The 19,340-nt window shown below is 59.9% G+C and carries 15 protein-coding genes and 1 tRNA gene; 5 read left to right on the top strand and 11 right to left on the bottom strand.

Going from position 1 to position 19,340, the window contains the following annotated elements; genetic code table 11:
- Nucleotides 1–28: 28 nt before the first annotated feature.
- The 4 genes from FHX06_RS21195 to FHX06_RS21180 form a co-directional block, all read right to left on the bottom strand.
- Nucleotides 29–466 (bottom strand): DUF4174 domain-containing protein, encoded by a 438-nt coding sequence (locus FHX06_RS21195; RefSeq protein WP_113211411.1) that lies wholly within the window; start codon nucleotides 464–466, stop codon nucleotides 29–31.
- Between the two features lie 111 nt (nucleotides 467–577).
- Complete coding sequence (locus tag FHX06_RS21190; RefSeq protein WP_018115082.1) at nucleotides 578–817, bottom strand: helix-turn-helix domain-containing protein; 240 nt, start codon at nucleotides 815–817, stop codon at nucleotides 578–580.
- Between the two features lie 224 nt (nucleotides 818–1,041).
- Nucleotides 1,042–1,118 (bottom strand) — tRNA-His (locus FHX06_RS21185).
- A gap of 131 nt (nucleotides 1,119–1,249) precedes the next feature.
- Nucleotides 1,250–1,699, bottom strand: coding sequence for a phasin (locus tag FHX06_RS21180; protein ID WP_018115083.1), 450 nt, complete (start codon nucleotides 1,697–1,699; stop codon nucleotides 1,250–1,252).
- 215 nt (nucleotides 1,700–1,914) lie between these two features.
- Between FHX06_RS21180 and FHX06_RS21175 the strand changes: the two genes are divergently transcribed.
- Entirely contained in the window at nucleotides 1,915–5,634 is a 3,720-nt protein-coding gene (locus FHX06_RS21175) for an ATP-binding protein (RefSeq protein WP_183880759.1), read from the top strand.
- 277 nt (nucleotides 5,635–5,911) lie between these two features.
- Here FHX06_RS21175 and FHX06_RS21170 read toward each other — a convergent pair whose 3' ends face one another.
- Nucleotides 5,912–7,864, bottom strand: coding sequence for an acetoacetate--CoA ligase (locus FHX06_RS21170; RefSeq protein ID WP_183880757.1), 1,953 nt, complete (start codon nucleotides 7,862–7,864; stop codon nucleotides 5,912–5,914).
- A 162-nt stretch (nucleotides 7,865–8,026) separates the two neighbouring features.
- Here FHX06_RS21170 and FHX06_RS21165 point away from each other — a divergent pair, with 162 nt between their 5' ends.
- Nucleotides 8,027–9,925: an AsmA-like C-terminal region-containing protein gene (locus FHX06_RS21165; protein ID WP_183880755.1), complete on the top strand. Its 1,899-nt coding sequence runs from the start codon at nucleotides 8,027–8,029 to the stop codon at nucleotides 9,923–9,925.
- Nucleotides 9,926–9,937: 12 nt separating this feature from the next.
- On the opposite strand, the gene FHX06_RS21160 is transcribed toward FHX06_RS21165, so the two are convergent.
- From FHX06_RS21160 to FHX06_RS21140, 5 genes are all read right to left on the bottom strand, one after another.
- Entirely contained in the window at nucleotides 9,938–10,756 is an 819-nt protein-coding gene (locus tag FHX06_RS21160) for an ABC transporter permease (RefSeq protein ID WP_183880753.1), read from the bottom strand.
- Between the two features lie 3 nt (nucleotides 10,757–10,759).
- Nucleotides 10,760–11,671, bottom strand: a complete 912-nt coding sequence (locus tag FHX06_RS21155) for an ABC transporter permease subunit (RefSeq protein ID WP_018115088.1) — start codon at nucleotides 11,669–11,671, stop codon at nucleotides 10,760–10,762.
- Nucleotides 11,672–11,675: 4 nt separating this feature from the next.
- Nucleotides 11,676–12,818 carry an ABC transporter ATP-binding protein gene (locus tag FHX06_RS21150; RefSeq protein WP_112969827.1) on the bottom strand — a complete coding sequence of 381 codons (1,143 nt, stop codon included), beginning with the start codon at nucleotides 12,816–12,818 and terminating at the stop codon, nucleotides 11,676–11,678.
- 91 nt (nucleotides 12,819–12,909) lie between these two features.
- Complete coding sequence (locus FHX06_RS21145; protein WP_018115090.1) at nucleotides 12,910–14,007, bottom strand: polyamine ABC transporter substrate-binding protein; 1,098 nt, start codon at nucleotides 14,005–14,007, stop codon at nucleotides 12,910–12,912.
- Between the two features lie 128 nt (nucleotides 14,008–14,135).
- Nucleotides 14,136–15,530: a short-chain fatty acyl-CoA regulator family protein gene (locus tag FHX06_RS21140; protein WP_183880751.1), complete on the bottom strand. Its 1,395-nt coding sequence runs from the start codon at nucleotides 15,528–15,530 to the stop codon at nucleotides 14,136–14,138.
- Between the two features lie 180 nt (nucleotides 15,531–15,710).
- Here FHX06_RS21140 and aceA point away from each other — a divergent pair, with 180 nt between their 5' ends.
- The 3 genes from aceA (at nucleotide 15,711) to FHX06_RS21125 (ending at nucleotide 18,456) form a co-directional block, all read left to right on the top strand.
- A complete protein-coding gene (aceA, locus tag FHX06_RS21135) occupies nucleotides 15,711–17,000 on the top strand; it encodes an isocitrate lyase (RefSeq protein WP_183880749.1) in 1,290 nt (429 codons plus the stop codon).
- A 13-nt stretch (nucleotides 17,001–17,013) separates the two neighbouring features.
- The gene (locus FHX06_RS21130; RefSeq protein ID WP_007819322.1) at nucleotides 17,014–17,250 is read left to right on the top strand and encodes a hypothetical protein; all 237 of its coding nucleotides are present in this window, start codon (nucleotides 17,014–17,016) and stop codon (nucleotides 17,248–17,250) included.
- A gap of 105 nt (nucleotides 17,251–17,355) precedes the next feature.
- Entirely contained in the window at nucleotides 17,356–18,456 is a 1,101-nt protein-coding gene (locus FHX06_RS21125) for a helix-turn-helix transcriptional regulator (protein WP_183880747.1), read from the top strand.
- An 11-nt stretch (nucleotides 18,457–18,467) separates the two neighbouring features.
- Here the strand turns inward: FHX06_RS21125 and FHX06_RS21120 are convergent, their stop codons facing one another.
- Complete coding sequence (locus tag FHX06_RS21120) at nucleotides 18,468–19,337, bottom strand: LysR family transcriptional regulator (RefSeq protein WP_113211404.1); 870 nt, start codon at nucleotides 19,335–19,337, stop codon at nucleotides 18,468–18,470.
- Nucleotides 19,338–19,340: the final 3 nt, after the last annotated feature.

Here is a 19,340-nt window from a genome sequence, read left to right as displayed (position 1 = left end):
CCGGCTCCTTTACGATTGCAATATCCGGTTATTTATCTTCGCTGACGGCTTCGGCAGCACGCATCGGCATGCTGTCGATGATGGCGAAAAGTTCCGATGATGTGATCGGCTCGCTGACGTTCAGCTTCACCGTGCCGTCCTTGCCGAGCAGGAAGGCGGCGAATTCACCCGGGTCAGGCGCACCGAGTTCTTTCCGGAGCGCTTCGCCATCCAGCCCGTCGCCGCTTCCGAAGACCGGTTTTATGCTCGATCCAACGAGCTTGAGGACGACCATATCGCGTTCGTCGAGCGCATCGCGATCGGCAAGCAACTGGTTTTCCTGTCGTGATGCGCGGGAATTATCCCGGTCGGCAATCACAACGAAGACGCGGTTCTTCCACTGGAACTGTTCAAGGCTGGCGACGGCTGCGTAGGCCGCATTGGTCTCGTCGATCTTCGTTGCGCCGTAAAGAAGGGTCTTGGACATACACATACTCCCGTCACCGGTGAACGGTGCGGGAGCCGCAAGAGTTCCAACCATGTTGCTTTAAAAGGGACGACGGCCGATCAGAAATTGCTGATCGGCCCCGTCGCTACGTCAGATATGCAGAAACGCAGAAATCGGAACCTGCAGGGCTGCAGCAATACGCCTCAGCTTTGCGGGATCGGTACTTTCGCCGTTTTCAATTTCGAGGATTTCGCCATTGGCCAGACCGCAGGTCACTGCGAGGTCTTCAATACTGTAGCCAACCGCACTGCGTGCGCCCTTAACCGCAGCTGCCACGTCAATCGGGGAAACAGCGGTCGATTCCTCTATATTCTGAACAGAAATGGACATCAAATTCTCCTTAATGCCTCGGTGGACTGTCCCTACCCCCAGGCGGCAAGCCGCCAGCATTTCGCGACGCAACGAAAACATTGGGCAATTGCTGCATCGCACCGCACATAAATAGGTAAACTAATGTTAACGGCAATAGCAAAATGCGAGGAGGCATCATTTTGACGTCAAAAAGCGCCGATGCCGTGCACTGCCGAACAGGAATACCAACTTATGGGAGAGAATGGTACGGTTGGGGGGTCTCGAACCTCCGACCTCAGGTGCCACAAACCTGCGCTCTAACCAACTGAGCTACAACCGCACAATTGCCGCGCTCGGCGCGACGGGGGTCACATACGAGGACTTGAACTTTAATTCAAGCCCCGATTTGCCTTCAATATACAAAAAGGCCAAACACGCGGTCCAGCCTTTATTGCATATGGCGATTGTCGATCAGGCAACCTTGAAGGATGCCATGGCCTTTTCAGCTGCTTCCTTGGAAGGCTTTGCAACCTTCTCGGCAACCTGCTTGGTGGTTTCCTGCAGCGCCTTCGCCTGCTCGACGGTCACTTCAGCCTGCTTGCGGAGGAAGGAGGTCTGCAGCTCGAAGAATTCGGCGACGGACTTGACGCCGAGAAGCGCTTCCATGTGGGAGAGCGAGCTTTCGGCGTTGACGCGTAGCGCGTCGATCGCCTTGAGGCCGATTTCAACGCTGCCGGCCTGCGCGGTCTGCACCGTTGCTTCCAAGGTCTTGCCGGCTTCTTCGCCCGCAGATTTCAGCTTGGCGTAGGCTTCCTTGGACTGCTGAGCACCCTTTTCGGCGAAGTCGCGGAAGGACTCAGCCAGCTTGCTCGGGTCGAAAGAGGCAATTGAAAAAACGTCATCGGTCTTTATGGTAGCCATCGGATCGCGTTCCTTTAAGATGGGCAAAGCTTCTGCCCGCGATAAATTGGATGGATCTTATATAAGGCATCTCGTTGTGCATTGCAACATTATTGTGCGACGCACAATACGTTAACCTTTCCGGCCGAAAGCTCCCGGCTCTTCTGGACCGGTCGCAGACCTGCAGTTATTAATAAGCAGTTAATTTGAAGAGGCCGAAAGCGACAGGTTCGATCATGCCCGCAGTCCAGTATCCGTTCATTGATATTGCCGTTCATGCGCGGGTTCGTGAACGATTTTCGCGTGGCGAGGCCATGGTCCTGTTCTCGTCCGACCTTTCCCGTCTGCTGTGGGCAAACGGTGCGGGAGCCGAGCTTTTTAGCCATATTGCGGTCTATGATCTGCTCGACCAAGGTATCAGCCACGCCGATATCACCTTTCGCCAGCTCGAAGCGACTGCCCGCCAGCTCAACGAAGTCGGCGACCAGAAAACCTTTGTCATCCGCATCGCCAAGGGCTTCCAGCGCGTTCAGGCTCCGGCCTCATCGGAGCTCATCCGTCTCGCCTCGGGCGAGAAGGCAATCCTGTTTTCCGTCCCGGTCTCCACTCGTCCACTGACGGCGGGTGCAAGCGCTGCGCAGATGCTGCAGGGACTCGATGATCCGGACACGCATATGGCGGTGATCGGGGCCGAAGGTGACGTCATAGCCGCTTCGCCAGGTTTCGCCTCGCTCGGCATCACTCAGCAGGCGGCAAGGACACTCATCACGCTTGCCGGAGCCCACCCGGACCGGCTGGTGAAGCGACCGGTCGCAACCGGTCGTGGCTATCTGCCGGCTGCCGTCGGCAAACTCAACGACGAGCCCGCACTCCACCTTCTCTTCGCCGTCGAGACGGCAATCGGTCATCTCGACCCGATCGAGCCCTCCGCCAATGTCGAAGAGCCTGCGCCGCAGGAAATTCCACCGGCAGAAACAGTGGCTGATATCGCTGGTGTCGCGGCGCCTGCTGCCGGCTTTACCGAAGCCGAGGCGGTCGATGCCGTTTCCGGCATCGAAGAAGTCGAGGAAACGCTGGAAGACATTACCGGCGAGACGGAGGGCCCAGTCGAGGTCAGCGAACCGGCAGCGATCGAAGCCCAATCCGAGCCGCAGGTGGACGAAGGCGTTTCCGGTCCTGAAGTCGACGTCGAGAATACCGACGGGCAGATGGAGCAGCCGATTGAGGCGTCTGCTGCAACGGAAGCAACCATGAAGACAGGTGCAGAAGCTTCGGTTGCCGAACAGATCGAGCCGTCCGCTTCCGTCGCCGAAAACTTCGCGGCAGCACCCGTGGTTCCGGATGAGCCTGATAGCGCCCCGAAAAGCAGCTTCGTCTTCAAGCCGAACAGCCGTGCCACCCGCTTCGTCTGGAAGATCGATGCGGAAGGCCGTTTCAGCGAAGTTTCGCATGAATTCGCCGAAGCTGTCGGCCCGCACGCAAGCAACATCATCGGCAGCGCTTTCTCGGACATCGCGGCCCTCTTCAACCTCGATCCGGAATCAAAGCTCTCCGAGGCCCTGGCACGTCGCGACACCTGGTCCGGCAAGACGATCTACTGGCCGATCGAGGGCACGAGCCTCGTCGTACCGGTCGATCTCGCCGCCCTGCCGACCTACACACGCAACCGCGACTTCGATGGTTTCCGCGGCTTCGGGGTGGTGCGCCTGTCGGACGCGCAGGAAGACCCTCTGGCACTCGGACTGACGCTGGGGCCAGACGGCATCGGCCATGATGCCTCCTATCTTGGCCCGGCCAACGAAACGGTGCCGGAAGAGGCTGAACTGCCGCAAGAGCAATCTGACGAGGTTGCCGATGCTGCGCCGCAGGGCGAAGATGCAGTAGCTGGCATCGGCGAAAACACCGGCTCGAAAGTGGAAGCAGCAGAAGAAGAAACCGTCCCGGAAGCGACGGTTGCTTCGGAACCTGTCGCCGAGGAGCAATCTGCCGCCGAACCAGTTGCCGAGCATCGTCACGAGCCGCGCGACGGGCAGGACGAGCCGCCGGCGCTGCGCCTTTCCGAGACGCCAAGCCGCCGCTTCACCGACAAGATCGTGCAATTGCACAGCGCTGGCAGCGGCCTGACGGCTGCCGAACAGGCGAATTTCCGTGAAATCGCCAAGCGTCTCGAGGCCTTCGGCACACGCCACGACGAGCCGGTCGCGCCGCCGCAGCCGGAGCCTGATGTCGAACAGGCATCCGCTCCAGAAGAGACAGTTAACGAGCCTTCCGCCTTCGAGCCGACAGTAGCTCAGGAAGCAATCTACGAAGCCGCGGCAGAACCGCTGGCGGAAGAGGCTACTGCCGAAGTGGAAGAAATTCCTGCAGCTGAAGCGGAAGACGAGGTGACGGAAGGTCTGCAGGAGACGGTCAGCCAGATCGAGGTCTTGACCAGCTTCATTCCGCCGCGCGTGAAGATGACGGACGGGCTTTCGGCTGCGACCGTCGATATGCTGCCTGTTGCGGTGCTGATCCATGCCGGCGACCAGTTGATCCATGGCAATCCCGAATTCATGCGGCTGACGGGCTATAATTCCGTCGAAGCCCTCTCCGAAGTAGGCGGCATCGACGCGCTGCTGCAACGCCACGACCTCGAAAACGGCACGGGCACGATGATGCTCGTCAAAGCCGATGACAGGCTGGTACCGGTCACGGCCCGCCTGCAATCGGTTCGCTGGGAAGATTCGAACGCCCTGATGCTGGCGCTGATGCCGGTCGAAAGCCGCGAAGAAGGCAAAGGCGAGGTTATCCGCCTCGACCAGCGCACCGACCGGATGGTGGAGAAGGTCGCCAAACTGCAGGTCGAGGTGGAGGAATTGCGCTCGATCCTGGAGACGGCGACCGATGGTGTCGTGGTCATCGGCACGGAAGGCGATATCCGCTCGATGAACCGTTCGGCAAGCGCCCTCTTCAACTACGACGAACAGGAAACGCGCGGCAAACCCTTCGTCATGCTGTTTGCCCATGAGAGCCAGAAAGCGGTGCTCGACTATCTGCACGGGCTTTCCGGCCACGGTGTCGCAAGCGTGCTGAATGATGGGCGCGAGGTGATCGGCCGCGAGGCTGCAGGCGGCTTCGTGCCGCTGTTCATGACCATGGGGCAACTGACCTCTTCCAACGGTTATTGCGCCGTCATTCGCGATATCACCCAGTGGAAGCGCACTGAGGACGAACTGCGCAATGCCAAGGGCGCAGCCGAAACCGCCAATGCCCACAAGACGGATTTCCTTGCCCGCGTCAGCCATGAGATCCGCACGCCGCTCAACGCCATAATCGGCTTTTCCGACATGATGGCGAGCGAGCGCTTCGGGCCGATCGGCCATCCGCGCTACATCGAATATGCAAACGACATCGGCCGTTCCGGCCGGCATGTTCTCGATATCGTCAACGACCTGCTCGATATTTCTAAGATCGAGGCGGGTGAGATGGATCTCGACTTCGCCTCCGTCGGCCTCAACGAAGCGATCTCGGAAGCAGTGGCACTGGTGCAGCCGCAGGCAAACAGCCAGCGGGTCATCATTCGCACCGCCCTGTCACAGTCGGTTCCCGACGTCGTCGCCGACCTGCGCTCGATCAAGCAGATCGCACTGAACATCCTGTCGAACGCCATCCGCTTCACGCCATCAGGCGGGCAGATCGTCGTTTCCACATCCTATGAGACGAACGGCAGCGTGGCGGTGCGGGTGCGCGATACCGGCATCGGCATGACGCGCAGCGAACTCGACCAGGCAATGAAGCCATTCCGGCAGGTGTCCTCCACGCAGTCGCGTCATCGCGGCGACGGCACCGGTCTCGGCCTGCCGCTCACGAAGGCAATGGTCGATGCAAACAGGGCGATTTTCTCGATCAATTCTGCGCCGAATGAGGGTACGCTGGTGGAGATCACTTTTCCGTCACAACGTGTGCTGGCGGGTTAAAGCCTCGTTCTCCGTGCAATTTCAAACGCAGACCCGCTCTGCGTTTCTTCTGGAAACGCTCGCCAAAGAAAAGGCAGCCGATGGCTGCCTTCGAGAGTTGGTGCTGGTAAAACAAGAGCTTAGTCTGAGAACGTCATGTTTCGGGAACCGCGGTTCCAGACCATCTCTTCATGTATGGTCTCCAAGTTGGCTTCACCTTTGACAAACCTTTCTTAATGAAAGGTTTCCAATAAGCGGAATTGATCAACGGCAAAAGCTTGTAGTTTAGCAGCCGCTATCAGACCTTCAGTTCGTCCAGTCCAGCAAAAAGCTTGAGTGCCTCGGGGTTGGCGAGTGCCTCCTGATTTTTCACCGGCCGGCCGTGGACGACCTCGCGCACGGCAAGTTCGACGATCTTGCCGGATTTGGTGCGCGGGATATCTGCGACCGCAATGATCTTGGCGGGCACATGGCGGGGAGAAGCGCCGACACGGATGCGGGTCTTGATCGCCTTGATCAGATCTTCACCCAAGGCGACGCCGGAGGCGAGGCGGACGAAGAGGATGACGCGCACGTCGTCATCCCAGTCCTGGCCGATGCAGAGTGCTTCGGCCACTTCTTCCATCTGCTCTACCTGATTGTAGATTTCCGCCGTGCCGATGCGCACGCCGCCGGGATTGAGCGTCGCATCCGAACGGCCATGGATGATGAGGCCGCCATGTTCGGTCCATTCCGCGAAGTCGCCGTGGCACCAGACATTGTCGAAGCGCTCGAAGTAGGCGGCGCGGTACTTGGTGCCATCTGGATCGTTCCAGAACATGACCGGCATTGACGGAAAGGCCTTGGTGCAGACCAGTTCGCCCTTTTCCCGGCGGACCGGCTTGCCTTCGTCATTCCAGACGTCGACCGCAAGGCCGATGCCCGCCCCCTGGATCTCACCGCGCCAGACGGGCTGGAGCGGATTGCCGAGCACGAAGCAGGACACGATGTCCGTGCCACCGGAAATCGAGGCAAGCTGGACGTCTTCCTTGATCCCTTCATAGACAAAGGTGAAACCTTCAGGCGACAGTGGCGAACCTGTTGAAGTAATCAACCGCAGGCTCGACAGATCATGGCTCACACGCGGCGTCAGTCCGCTCTTGCGTACTGCGTCGATATATTTGGCCGAGGTCCCGAAGATCGCGAATTTCTCCTTGGCGGCATAGTCGAAGAGCACGTTGCCATCGGGCGCAAAAGGCGACCCGTCGAAAAGGCAGAGCGTGGCGCCGGAGGCTAGCCCGCTCGCCAGCCAGTTCCACATCATCCAGCCGCAGGTGGTGAAATAGAAAAGCTTGTCCCCCGGCTGCAATCCGCAATGCAGGCGATGTTCTTTCAGATGCTGGAGCAGTGTGCCGCCGGCCGAGTGCACGATGCATTTCGGTACGCCTGTCGTGCCCGAAGAAAACAGAATATAGGCCGGATGAGCGAAGGGGAGTTGCACGAAGTCGATCGGCTTCGGCTCGTGGGGAGCGATGAACTCCGAAAGCGTCACGCCGCCGGCGGTTTCGCGCGCAACGTCTTGCGCGTTGCCAGCATAGTGGACGACCAGCGTCGGCACGCCGAGGCTCTTTGCGACACTTGCCACCTTCGACTTCACGTCCTGCAGCTTGCCATTGTACCAATAGGCGTCGCAGGCGATGAACAGCTTCGGCTCGATCTGGCCGAAACGGTCCAGGACACCCTGCTCGCCGAAATCCGGAGAACAGGACGACCAGATGGCGCCGATCGAGGTTGCCGCCAGCATGGCAGCTATCGTTTCCGGCATATTCGGCATCATGGCGGCAACACGATCGCCCTCGCCGATGCCGAGCACGCGAAAGCCCTGCTGGAGCTGTGATACAAGCGCGCGCAACCGATCCCATGACCAGCGGTCTTCGACCTTGTCCTCGCCGCGGAAAATGATGGCATCGCCCTGCCCGCTTCCGCTCAGCAGGTTTTCGGCGAAGTTCAGGCGCGCCCCAGGAAAGAAGCGCGCTTCCAGCATGCGGTCGCCGTGAACGAGAATATCCGCGCCGCGCTCTCCCTTCACGCCGCAGAAATCCCACAATGCCGACCAGAAATTTTCCCGATCGGCAATCGACCAGGCATGCAGATCCTCAAAACCTTTCAGGCCAAGACCGAAGTCTGCGTCACAGCGCTGCATGAAGGTATGGATCGGGCTATTTTCGATCCCATCTTCCGTGGGTTGCCAAAGCGGCTGATTCTCCTGCATTCAATCCTCCTCCCCAATGCAGAACTTATATCATGCTGCATTGCATTATAAAGTGTGCAACGGCGCGATCCGCTGCGCGTTGGATTTGCATATGCCCGGTATTTCATATATCCGGCAAAATCAGAAAATAACCGGTAACCGACTGAAATTCCGGCGGAGCTCATGGGTACGTCAAGAGAAGGCAGATGGCGAAAAAGGATTGGCCCCGCCTCGCGCTGGCTGCCGGCCTTTGCCCGTGTCTCCACGATCGTATTGCTAGCCGGCCTTGCCTTCTTCCTCGCGCTCAGGATCGCCGCGCCCTATCTTATTTCCACCGGCTTCGTGCGCTCCGGCATCGAGGACGCCCTGTCGAAATGGACGGGCTATCACGCCGAGATCAAGGGCAATCCGGTTCTCGAGTTCTGGCCGACGCCGCGCATCACGCTGAATGACGTCACCATCCGGCAACCACGTGAAAGCGGCGACAAGCTGCTCGGCCGCATCGAAAGCCTTTCGGCCGATTTCAGCCTTATCGATGCGCTGCGCGGCCGAACACGCTTCCACCAATTTCACCTGCTGCGGCCCAGCCTCGCGCTGACGCGTGATGAGAATGGTCTGATCGACTGGAGCTACACCGGCCTTCTGGCGCGGGCCATCGGTGGGGTGCGGGACGACAGCGGCACCGAGGTTCTTGATCCGAAGCTCGACGCCGATATCGGCGCCGTGACGGTCGAGGACGGCATGCTGACATTGACCGACACACAGACGGGCAATGTCTACCGCTTCGACGACGTCGCAGCCGATATCGCCTGGCCGAAGCTGTCGAGAGCAATCTCGGCCGTCCTCATTGCACGGCTCAACGGTCAGGACCTGAAGGTCGATTTTTCCTCGGCTGCGCCACTCCTCGTCTTTGCCGGCAAGAATGCCGAAATGAAGGCCTCGATCGCTTCGAACCTGGTGACCGCGCGTTTCCAGGGCGTCGGCAGCATGGTGAGCCTCTCTTCGGTCTCAGGCAATATCAACGCCAGCTTTCCGGACGTGCCTGCCCTCTTGGAATGGTCAGGCCGGTCGATCCCCGGCATCGAGTCGCTCAAGAGCGCATCGGTGACCTCGGACGTGACGTCGGTATCCAACGGTTTCCGCTTCAACAATGTCAGCATGACGCTGAACGATGCGAGCGCCACCGGAGTTATGGATCTCACTGTCGCACCCGGCAAACGGCCTAAGATTGGCGGGACGCTTGCCTTCGATCAAATGAACCTCAAGCCGTTCCTCGATGCCTTCGCGCTCAGACTTGCGGCCGGCGGCCTGGGCGACATGCTGCTACCGAGCCCTCTTGGACCGCTGCAACTTCTCGATCTGGACGTCCGGCTTTCCGCGCGACAGGCGCAGATGGGGATCTTTTCGCTCGCGGATGTCGGGGCCAGCGTGATCGTCGCCGGCGAGGAAGCGAAATTCGATATCGGCGACAGCCAGTTCGAGGGCGGCGAAATGACTGCCCATCTGGAGGCGACCCGCCGCGATTTCGACGGTGGCGGCAAATTGCAGCTTTCGATCCGCAATGCGGATTTCAATGCTCTTGCCGAAAAATTGCAGCTCAAGGGGCCGCTACCGCATGCGACCGGCTCTCTCGACCTTTCACTGCAGACCCCGAAAGCGATCTGGACGACGGGACTTGCCGATGTCACCGGCAAGCTGAAATTCTCGGCGGGAGCAGGATCCATTCCCGGCGTGGATATTACAGCATTTCGCACTCAGGCTGCGCAGAAGCCTTTCTTCGCGCTGAGCTCTGCTGCAAACGGGTCTTTTGCCTTCAACAAGCTCGATCTCCAGGCCGACTTCACCAACGGCACAGCAGAAATCCACGACGCGCGTTTTGCCGGGTTGGATCAATCGCTGACGCTGTCGGGTCTCATCACCTATGAGTCCAATGGGCTTGCGCTCTCCGGCTCGCTGGAAGCGACCGACCCGGCGAAGGTGGCCGATCTGCCGCTGCTGCCCTTCTTCATCGGCGGCTCGTGGCCAAACCCGGTCATTTCGCCGGTGCCGCTGTTCAACACACCGACGAAAACCCAGCCCTAACGCCCTTCAGCTTTAAGCACTCGCCGCCGCAGCCCTCTCATCGCGCTCGCGCTGAACCTCGCGACGCTTGGTGACGACGGATGCGCAGATGACGCCGACGGCCACGATGGCAATCAGGATGGTGCAGACCGCGTTGATCTCCGGCGTCACGCCGAGGCGTACCTGGCTGTAGATCTTCATCGGCAGCGTGGTCGCGCCCGGCCCGGACGTGAAGCTTGCAATCACGAGATCGTCCAGCGACAGGGTGAAAGCCAGGATCCAGCCTGAAAAAACTGCCGGCGATATGATCGGCAGCGTGATTTCGAAAAAGGTGCGCACCGGCGGTGCACCGAGATCCTGGGCCGCTTCCTCGATCGACTGGTCGAAGCTCAGAAGCCGCGACTGCACGACGACGGCGACGAAGCACATGGTCAGTGTCGTATGCGCCAGCGTAATGGTCCAGAAGCCGCGGTCAAAACCGATCGCCACGAAGAGCAGCAGCAGCGACAGGCCGGTGATGACTTCCGGCATGACGAGGGGCGCGTATACCAGCCCTGAAAAAAGGATGCGGCCGCGGAAGCGCGTGAAACGAACGAGGGTGATCGCCGCCATGGTGCCGAGGATCGTCGCGAATGTGGCCGACAGCAAGCCGACGCGGATCGTCACCCAGGCCGCATCGAGCAGGGCCTGATTGGAGAGCAGCGAGACATACCACTTGGTCGAGAAGCCGCCCCAGACGGTGACGAGCTTCGATTCATTGAAGGAGAAGATCACCAGAAGCGCGATCGGCAGGTAGAGAAAGGCAAAGCCGAGCACGACGGAGATGATGTTGAAACGGGTCCATCTGAGCACGGCTTATCTCCCTGCCTCATCGGCTTTCGCCTGCACATTCTGGAAGAAGACGATCGGGATCACGAGAATAAGAAGCAGGATCGTCGCCACGGCCGAGGAAACGGGCCAGTCGCGATTGGAATTGAACTCGTTCCAGATCGTCTTGCCGATCATCAGCGTCTGTGAGCCGCCCAGCAGGTCCGGGATAACGAATTCGCCGACGGCCGGAATGAAGACCAGCATGCAGCCCGCGATGACGCCGGGGATCGACAGCGGGAAGGTGACGCGCCAGAAGGCCCGGATCGGCGTGCAGCCGAGATCCTGCGCCGCCTCGATCAGCGTGCCGTCCATCTTTTCCAGCGCCGAATAGAGCGGCAGCACCATGAAGGGCAGATAGGAATAGACGATGCCGATATAGACGGCGGTATTGGTGTTGAGGACGATCAGCGGGTTGTCGATGAGATGCAGCGACAACAGAAGCTGGTTCAGCAGCCCCTCCGGCTTCAGGATGGCAATCCAGGCATAGACGCGGATCAGGAAGCTCGTCCAGAAGGGAAGGATCACCAGCATCAAGAGCGTCGGGCGCACGTTGCGAGGGGCCTGCGCCATGCCATAGGCGATCGGATAGGCGATCAGAAGCGTCAGCAAGGTGGAGATGCCGGCGATGACGACGCTCGAGATATAGGCGTTGAAATAGAGCGGATCGTCCGTCAGGTAGCCGTAATTGTCGAGCGAGAAGGTCGAAATCTTGTCCCAGAAACCGGCCCAGCCATCAGCGAGCGCGAAGACCGGCTCATAGGGCGGCATGGCGATCGCCGTCGCCGACAGCGAAATGCGGAACACGATGAAGAACGGCGCCAAAAAGAAGAGCAGCAGCCAGGCATAGGGAATGATGATGACGAGGCGGTTGTAGAAGCGTGCGGCAAGCGTTCCCATGGTCTCAATCCTTCAGCAGCACGCCGCCGTCCTCATCGAAGGAGACCCAGACTTCCTGATCGTAGGTGAAGGGGTCATCGACAGAGCGCTGTGCGTTGAGAGAGGATGCCTTGACGACATTGCCGTTCGACAATCTGACGTGGAAGACCGTCATGTCGCCGAGATAGCCGATGTCCCAGAGCTCGCCCTTGGCGGCATTGATCGAGGCATTGGCGGGCGCCGTGCGCGTGACGCGGAGCTTTTCCGGGCGGATCGCGAAGCCGAGCGCGGCACCGATGGCTGGCGCATCGGTCGAGGCAGTGCGGACCGTGAAGCCGCTGTCGACGGCAATCTCGACAGCACCGTTTGCGGTCGTGGTCACCTTGCCGTCGAAAATGTTTACGTCGCCGATGAAATCCGCAACGAAGCGGCAGTTCGGCGCTTCGTAGATTTCCGCCGGCGTGGCGACCTGCACGACCTTGCCGTGGCTCATGACGGCAATGCGGTCGGCCATTGTCATGGCTTCTTCCTGGTCGTGGGTGACGACCACGAAGGTGAGGCCGAGGCTCTGCTGCAGGTCCATCAGTTCGAACTGGGTTTCCTCGCGCAGCTTCTTGTCGAGCGCGCCAAGCGGTTCATCGAGCAGCAACACCTTCGGGCGCTTGGCAAGAGAACGGGCAAGGGCGACGCGCTGGCGCTGGCCGCCGGAAAGCTGGTTGGGCTTGCGGGAAGCGAACTGCTCGAGCTTCACGAGCTTCAGCATCTGCGAGACACGCTCGGCCATTTCGTCCTTCGGCATGCCGTCCTGCTTGAGCCCGAAGGCGATGTTCTTCTCGACCGTCATGTGCGGGAAAAGTGCGTAGGACTGGAACATCATATTGACCGGCCGCTTGTAGGGCGGCGTACCTGAAAGATCGGTGCCATCGAGAATGATCTCGCCCGATGTCGGCTGTTCGAAACCGGCCAGCATGCGCAGCAGTGTAGACTTGCCGCAGCCGGAGGCGCCGAGCAGCGCGAAGAACTCGCGGTGATATATATTCAGCGACAGATCGTTGACGGCGGTAAAATCGCCGAAGCGCTTGGTGACATTCTTGAAGGCAATGAACGGTTTTGCTGATGGATCGGACCAGGGTGCGAATGCGCGGCGAATATTGCCAAGAGACTTCATATTATTCCCCGAAAATACAAGGTTTCAGCCGGCCTCGACCCGGGCCGGGAATGGAAAGGCCCGGACGTTTCCGTCCGGGCCGAAATCTCGATTACTGGCCGGTGACGACCTTGGTCCAGATTCGTGTCACCAGTCGCTGCGTTTTCGGATCGAGCGGCGGCACCGTGAAGAGCTTGGCCATGATCTCCGGCGTCGGATAGATCGCCGTATCGTCGATCACTTCCTTGTCGAGGAACTGCTGCGAGGCCTTGTTGCCGTTTGCGTAGAAGACGAAGTTGGATGCCTTGGCGGCGACTTCGGGCTTCATCATGTAGTTGATGAATTCATGCGCCTCTTCGACATGCGGCGCATCCTTCGGAATGCCGAAGACATCGAAGAAAATCTGCGCACCCTGGTTCGGAACCGAATAGTCGACATTCACGCCGGCCTTTGCCTCGGCTGCCCGATCCCGCGCCTGGAAGACGTCGCCCGAAAAGCCGAGCGCAATGCAAATATCGCCGTTGGCGAGCGCGCTGATATATTCAGAGGAGTGGAACTTGCGAACGAAGGGACGAACGGCGAGCAGGGCCTCCTGCGCCTTGTTCAGGTCCTCCTGCTTCTTGCTGTTCGGATCGAGGCCGAGATAGGCCAGAACGGACGGAATGACGTCCGTCGGCGAGTCCAGCATGTAGATGCCGCAATCCTTGAGCTTGGCGGCCTTTGCAGGATCGAACAGCGCATCCCAGTTCGGCTTTTCGTCCGTGCCGAGTGCAGCCTTCACCTTGTCGACGTTATAGCCGATGCCGGTCGTGCCCCACATATAGTCGACGGAATATTCATTGCCCGGATCGAAGGTGGCGACGCCCTTCGTCACGACGTCCCACATGTTCGACAGGTTCGGCAGTTTCGACTTGTCGAGTTTCTGGTAAACGCCGGCAGCGATCTGGCGCTGCATGAAGGAAACTGTGGGAACGACGACGTCATAACCGGTGCCGCCGGCCAGGAGCTTGGTTTCCAGCGTCTCGTTGGAATCGAAGGTGTCGTAGACGACCTTGATACCGGTTTCCTTGGTGAAGTCTTCGAGGATCGAGCTGTCGATATAATCGGACCAGTTGTAGACGTTGACGACACGCTCCTGGGCGAAGGCCGGCGCAGCGGCAAGAAGAGCGACAACGGCAACTGCCGTCAGGTTGGTTATTCTTGACCTCATGATATCTCCTGTTTTTTTAAAGGTATCGCGCCCCCGGACACCTCTTATTCCCTCTGGTTTGGCTGCAGACTAGAAAGGAATTTCTACGCCTACAAGCTCAAAATCCTGCGGCGTCAATGATTTCACAATCACTGGAAATCGAAGCTTCCGAGACCGGCAGAGGTCTCGTCCAGAGCGAGTGGACGTGTCAGTGGCGGCTCGGCCCGGAAAAGGCATCCGCGCCTTTCACAAAGACGGCAGGCGGGGCCGACCGCAATTGGTAGAGCATCGCTTCTGCCATAGACCAGACTGTCGCGCAGGGCGGCATCGCAGCCGATCAGCAGAGCCGTGCGCCGCGCACGTTCGCCGTACTCCACAACCGGCCCTTCGAGCGTGCGCGCGATCGTCAGGAAAGCCGACCCTTCAGGCATGGTGACCGTCTCGGACAACACCCTGCCCGGCTCAAGAAAGGCGGTGTGGACATTGAGCTTCGGACAGTTGCCGCCAAAGCGGGCCTGCGGAAAACCCTGGGCGCCCGTTCTGCGAATGACGTGGCCCGCAGCATCGGTTTCCATCAGGAAGAAGGGAATGCCGGCAGATCCGGGACGCTGCAGCATGGTGAGGCGCGACGCGGCCTGGCCGAAGGAGACAGCGAAACGGGCGCGGATGAGATCGATGTCGTATCGGGTATTCTGGGCGGCAAGAAGAAAGGCCCCGTAGGGCATCAGTAGCGCGAGCGCCGCAGTCCGCGTCAGCTCGAAACGGGCAATGCGCCGCGCCTCGTCGGATGACAACGGCAATTCGTCAAGCGCGGCTTCGATTTGAGATCTTAGCGCGAGCCTTGCGACTTCGATGGCTATTTCCTGCGCCTGATCCGCCCCCGATAGACGCTCGGACAGAAAAAGACGCATCGAGTGACGATCGAAACGCCGGCGCAGGTCCGGCATGACATGGACAGGCAGAATCCGGACGCTGATCCCCCGTTCGCTCTTCAGCCAATCCTTCAGACCGGGGCCACCGGCGAGTCCGTTGGCAAAGCCTTCCGCCGCCGCGTCTATCTCGCCGAAATAGGCGGGGCGGCGCTCCAGCACTTCCCTGACTTCATCCAGAGGCAGGCGGCCGGAGGCGACAGGCGCAGGGCCTTCGCCCGCCATCAAGGTCGTCAAATCGGAAAGTCGGGCAGCCTGCTCGCGATAGGCCCGGTAGAGCTTGATCATACCGCCAGCCGCATTGGGGGCGGCATCAGCCACTTCGACAAGCTCCTGCTCACCCGGCAGTTCACCCGACAGCAACGGATCGGCGAACACTTCCTTCAACTGGCCAAGGCCGCCGGCGGTTTCGCCCTGTAATTCCTCAAGATCGATGCGGTAGACGGAAGAAAGCTTGAGCAGCAGTTGCACCGTCAATGGGCGCTGATTGCGTTCGATCAGATTCAGGTAGGAGGGGGAGATTTCCAGCGCCTCGGCCATGGCCGTCTGCGTCAGTGCCAGCGCATTGCGGATGCGCCTGACTTTCGGTCCCGCAAATATCTTCCGTTCCGCCATGTCACATCCTTTACATGCCGAAATTTACAATCTTTTACAAAGTTACAAATTCATCCTGTAAATCCTCCTCATCCTAACCTCTTTCCTCGTCTGAAATCAAAGGTTTTTCTGGCCATTTTGTTCGTTTCTGTAAAATCTGTCATCAGCGCTCAAGCGTTGAAAGCCAAAGAGGAGATTGGCATGACAGATTTTTACAAACTCATCCGTAATGCCCCCGAGGGACGTTTTGCCGGTATCGAGCGGCCCTATACCGTTTCCGATGTCGAACGCCTGCGCGGCTCGGTGGCACTCCGCTACACGCTGGCCGAAATGGGAGCTCAGCGTCTGTGGCAACTTCTGCATGAGGAGGACTTCGTCAACGCGCTTGGCGCGCTTTCCGGCAACCAGGCCATGCAGATGGTGCGCGCCGGGCTGAAAGCGATCTATCTTTCCGGCTGGCAGGTCGCCGCCGACGCCAATACCGCGTCATCGATGTATCCGGATCAATCGCTCTATCCCGCCAATGCCGGGCCGGAGCTTGCCAAACGCATCAACCGCACGCTCCAGCGCGCCGACCAGATCGAGACATCCGAAGGCGACGGGCTTTCGGTCGAAACGTGGTTTGCACCGATCGTCGCCGATGCCGAAGCCGGTTTCGGTGGGCCGCTCAACGCTTTCGAGATCATGAAAGCCTATATCGAGGCGGGAGCAGCCGGTGTTCATTTCGAGGATCAGCTTGCCTCGGAAAAGAAATGCGGCCATCTCGGCGGAAAGGTGCTGATCCCGACCGCCGCCCATATCCGCAACCTCGACGCGGCGCGGCTTGCGGCCGATGTCATGGGTGTGCCGACGCTCGTCATCGCCCGCACCGATGCAGAAGCCGCCAAGCTTTTGACCTCAGACATCGACGAGCGCGACCAGCCTTTCGTCGACTATGATGCCGGACGAACGGTCGAGGGCTTCTATCAGGTGCGCAATGGGTTGGAGCCCTGCATTGCGCGCGCCGTCGCCTATGCACCGCATTGCGACCTCATCTGGTGTGAAACGTCGAAGCCGGATCTGGAGCAGGCGCGCCGCTTTGCCGAAGGCGTCCACAAGGTGCATCCCGGCAAGCTGCTTGCCTACAATTGCTCGCCGTCCTTCAACTGGAAGAAAAATCTCGACGATGCGACGATCGCCAGGTTCCAGCGCGAACTCGGGGCCATGGGCTACAAGTTCCAGTTTATTACGCTCGCTGGGTTCCACCAGCTGAACTACGGCATGTATGAGCTCGCCAGCGGCTATCGCGAGCGGCAGATGGAGGCCTATTGCGAGCTGCAGCAGGCGGAATTCGCAGCGGAACCACGCGGCTATACCGCCACCAAACATCAGCGCGAAGTCGGCACCGGCTATTTCGACGCCGTGTCGCTGGCGATATCCGGTGGCCGCGCCTCGACGACGGCCATGGGGGAATCAACCGAACACGCCCAGTTCAAACCGGCTGCCGAGTAGAGGAGGAAACGACATGGCATCCATTGCGCGCGTCCGCGAACGGACGGAAGAGCAGGCAAGCAGCATGACGGACGACCAGCAGACGGTGATCCGCATGCTCGCCAACGATCTGCACAGGCTGAATCTATCGGTGATGAAGGCGGTCGAGGCCGGTGTTTCGGTGGAGCTGGTGCGCTCCGCCCGGCATCACGGCGGTGACGGCAACTGGGGAGATCTGCTGATCCCCGTCATCGTCGCCAACAGAAATTAGGCTTAAGGTCCGGTGACAAAGACCACCGGACCTACGCTATTTGACGCAATTGTCAGCAGAACGGAGTCGCGGCATAATTGAGCATATCTTCGAACGGAACTGCATATGCCCGGTTCGCCGCACGCAAAACTCGAAGTTCTGACCGATCTGATCTATGGCGCTCTCTTCGGCGAGACGTCGTGGCAAGCCTTTCTCGATGCCTTGGCCGCGACGATGCCGGATGCCAAGTCGACGTTGTTTTTCCACGATGCCATCGCGCGCACCGGCGGCCTCTCGCTTTCCTCCGGTCTCGCGGAAAAGGAAAGCGAGGCCTATAACCGCTATTACGCGGCCATCAATCCCTGGATGCCGCGCGCCGCCACCCGGCCGATCGGCCTTGGCGTGATCGCCGACCAGATGCTGCCGCGCGAGCAGCTCCTCAAGACGGAATTCTACAGCGATTACCTTCGCTGGATCGGCTGCGAAAGCAGTGTCGGCGTGACGATCATGCGTGAACGCGGACGCTCCTTCAATCTTTCGACGCTGACCTCGTCTTCCGATCCGGATTTCAATCGCAGCAATGCCGAACTGCTGAGCGACCTGGCGCCGCATCTGCGCCGAACCTTCGATTTCATTCGCCGTGAGCACCGCGACCCTCATAATAATGAAAACGGATTGGCGCTCTTCGATGCGATCGGCGTTGGCATCGTCTATATCGGCGAGGATCAGAATATCCGCTCCATCAACAGTGCGGCTGAGAGGATGATCGCCGAGGGCGAGGCGATCGGCGTCTCCTCGACCGGGCGGATCATGATCAATGACGGCGAGCTTGCTTCCCGTCTGTCGATGCTGCTGCGCCACCGCTTGCAGGCAGCTTCGCCGGCGAGCACGCTGATCGGGATGAAGAATTCCAGCTTCAAATGCACGCTGGTGAAGATGCAATCGGATTTCATCACCCAATTTCTCGAGGGACCGACGGTGGCGATGATCATCGAGCGGACGAGCGTGCCTCTGCGGCCCGATCTCAACGACGCGCTGCCGCGCATCGATCAGCTGACGGCAGCCGAAATGCGGATCGCTGCCGGCATCGCGGCGGGCCTGTCGCTGCGCGAGGTCGCACGGACGAACGATGTCAGCTACGAGACGGCGCGCTCGCATCTCAAGAACATCTATTCGAAGCTCGGGGTGAACAGCCAGGTGGGGCTCGTGCGGCGGCTGATGCCGTAACCCAATTCCGGCTAGCCGCGGCTGGCGCGCTTGCCTGCGAAGAGGTCGGTGTAGCTTTTCAAAAGCTTCGTCATGCGGTCGGCGACCGTCCGGATTTCCGGGCGGTGACGATCCTCGGCATTCATGACGATCCATTGGCGATGACGCAGTTCCGGCAGTTCACCGCCGCATCGTTCCAGCTCGGGATCGAGATCGCCGACGAAACAGGGCAATACCGCCTTTCCCGCCCCCGCACGCACCAGATCCGGCAGGGACCGCGGACGGTTGACGGTCGCGACGATGGCCGATCCTGCATTCTGATAGGGCCAGCGCAGGTAGGAGGAGATTGCATCCTCCGCACCGACTGCAATCCATCTGGCATCGTCCCTGCTGGCATTGCGCCTGACATAGACCGCATAGGCGACTTCGCCGAGCAGGCGGGCGGCGAGATTGCTTTCGTCCGGCTCGAAGGCGCGGATGCCGATATCGCTTTCCCGGTAATTCAGGTTCGCCCTCGCTTCGCCGATGGTCAGCGAGATGCCGAACGCGTCCGCCGGCATGCGGATTGCCGAAAAATTCTCCGTCAGCAGCCAGGAGATCCATGTACCGGCCGTGATCCTGACGGTGCCCCCGCCCTCGGACGATTGCCGCCATGCGTCGACCTTGCGAGCGGCGGCCTCCATCTCCTGCAGATGATCGACGAGGATCTGGCCATCTGATGTCAGGCGGTAGCCTGTCTGGCTGCGGTGAAAGAGTGCGCGCCCGAGCTCCTGCTCCAGATCAAGCATACGCCGGCCGATCGTTGCCGGGCTCAAAGCAGTGGCGACGCTTGCGCCCGTCAGGCCGCCAGTGCGGGCGACGTGCAGGAAGAGCTGATAGGAATCCCAGTTACTGTTTTTCATGAG

The organism is Rhizobium sp. BK512, assembly GCF_014194915.1.
Lineage (GTDB): Bacteria > Pseudomonadota > Alphaproteobacteria > Rhizobiales > Rhizobiaceae > Rhizobium.
Note: the sequence above shows the minus strand (reverse complement) of the source record. Positions and strands in the feature narration are given on the sequence as shown.